Source organism: Acidisphaera rubrifaciens HS-AP3 (assembly GCF_000964365.1).
GTDB lineage: Bacteria > Pseudomonadota > Alphaproteobacteria > Acetobacterales > Acetobacteraceae > Acidisphaera > Acidisphaera rubrifaciens.
In genome coordinates this window covers 1-1,745 of the sequence record NZ_BANB01000557.1, presented here as the reverse complement: position 1 = coordinate 1,745, position 1,745 = coordinate 1, and the positions used below count along the sequence as shown (strand labels likewise).

2 protein-coding genes are annotated in these 1,745 nt (G+C 74.3%); both read left to right on the top strand.

Features of this window, described 5'->3' with window-relative positions:
* Nucleotides 1-1,252, top strand: a 1,252-nt coding sequence (locus B8460_RS14605) for a putative PEP-binding protein (RefSeq protein WP_048862348.1), incomplete at its 5' end; no start/stop codon positions are given.
* A gap of 211 nt (nt 1,253-1,463) precedes the next feature.
* The coding region (locus B8460_RS14600) for a helix-turn-helix domain-containing protein (protein ID WP_048862347.1) at nt 1,464-1,745 on the top strand (282 nt) is incomplete at its 3' end.

Here is a 1,745-nt window from a genome sequence, read left to right as displayed (position 1 = left end):
GATCCTCGTCGCGCGCCGGCTCGGCCCGGCGGAGGTGCTCGACTGGCACGGCCGCGGCATCGCGGGCCTCGCGATCGAGGAGGCGAGCACGGCCGGCCACGCCGCCATCATCGCCCGCGCGCTCGGCGTGCCGATGCTGGGCGGGCTGCGCGGCGTGCTCGACGCGGCCGAGCCCGGGGACGAGGCGGTGCTGGATGCCGACGAGGGGCAGTTCGTGCTGCGCCCGGACAGCGACGTGCGCATCGCCTATGACCGGGCGCTCGGCGCCCGCGCCATCCGCCGTGCCGGGTGGGCGGCGCTGCGCGACCGGCCGGCCGCCACCGCCGACGGCACGCGGCTGCGGCTGATGCTGAACGTGGGGCTGCCGATCGAACTGGCGCAGATCGAGGCGACGGGCGCGGACGGCATCGGCCTGTTCCGCACCGAGATCGCGATGCTGGCCCGCGGCGCCATCGCCGACGCGGCCGAGCAGACCGCGCTGTACAGCCGCGTCCTGGACATGGCCGGCGACCGGCCGGTGATGTTCCGCACCCTCGACCTGGGCGGCGACAAGCAGCTGCCGGGCATGGCGGTGGAGGAAGACAATCCGGCGATGGGGTGGCGGTCGATCCGCGTCGGCCTCGACCGGCCGTCGGTGCTGCGCCGGCAGCTGCGCGCCCTGCTGCGGGCCGCGGCCGGACGGCGGCTCGCGGTCATGTTCCCCATGGTCTCCACCGTCGCCGAGTTCCGCGCCGCCCGCGCCCTGCTGGAAGCCGAGGCCGCCCGCGCCGACCCCGCGCCCGCGCATCTGTCGATCGGCACCATGCTGGAGGTGCCGGCCCTGCTGTTCGACCTGCCGGCGCTGATGGCGGCGGCGGATTTCGTCTCCGTGGGGTCCAATGACCTGACGCAGTTCATCTTCGCGGCCGACCGCGGCGCGCCCGCCCTGGCCGGGCGCTACGACTTCCTCTCGCCGCCCATGCTCGACGTGCTCGAGCGCATCCGCGCGGCGGCGGAGGCGGCGGCCAAGCCGCTGTCGCTGTGCGGCGAGGCCGCGGCCCGGCCGCTGGAGGCGCTGACGCTGGCCGGCCTCGGCTACCGGACGCTGTCGATGTCGGCGACCGGGCTGCCGGCGGTGAAAGAAATGCTCGGGCGGGCCGACCTGCCGGCGTTCCGCGGCGTTCTAGGGGCGATACGCCGGACGGCGGGCGGCAGCGCGAGCGTGCGCGAGCCGATCGCCGCCTGGGCGCGGGAGCGGGGGCTGATCGGGTGACGGGACCGGCCGACACAGGTGGCCCGGATTCGACCTTGCCGGGTGCCGCGCCGCCGCTTATGGCGTTGGCAAGGAAGGGCTGTTCCGCTACATGCCGCAGGTCGCCTGTGGTTGAGGCGACCAACCGACACAGCAGGGTTCGGGGCGCAAAACCGTGCTGCAAAATCTTAAATCCAGTTTCGCGGAATACCGCGACATGATGTCTCGCGGCATGACACCGTCGGAACCGATCGAAGCGCCTGCCAAGACCGGCAAGGCCGAGGACGCGGGGGGGCTGGCCCGTCTCGGGGCGGACCTTCGCACCGCGCGTCTGCGCCTGGGCTGGGATCTGGCGGACGTCGCCGCCGGCCTGCGTATCCGGCTGAGCTATCTGGAAGCGCTGGAGCGTGGCCACGCCGCCGGACTGCCCGGCATCGCCTATGCGATCGGCTTCCTGCGCACCTACGGCGCCGCCCTCGGCCTCGACCCCGACGAGCTGTCCCGCCGCTACCGC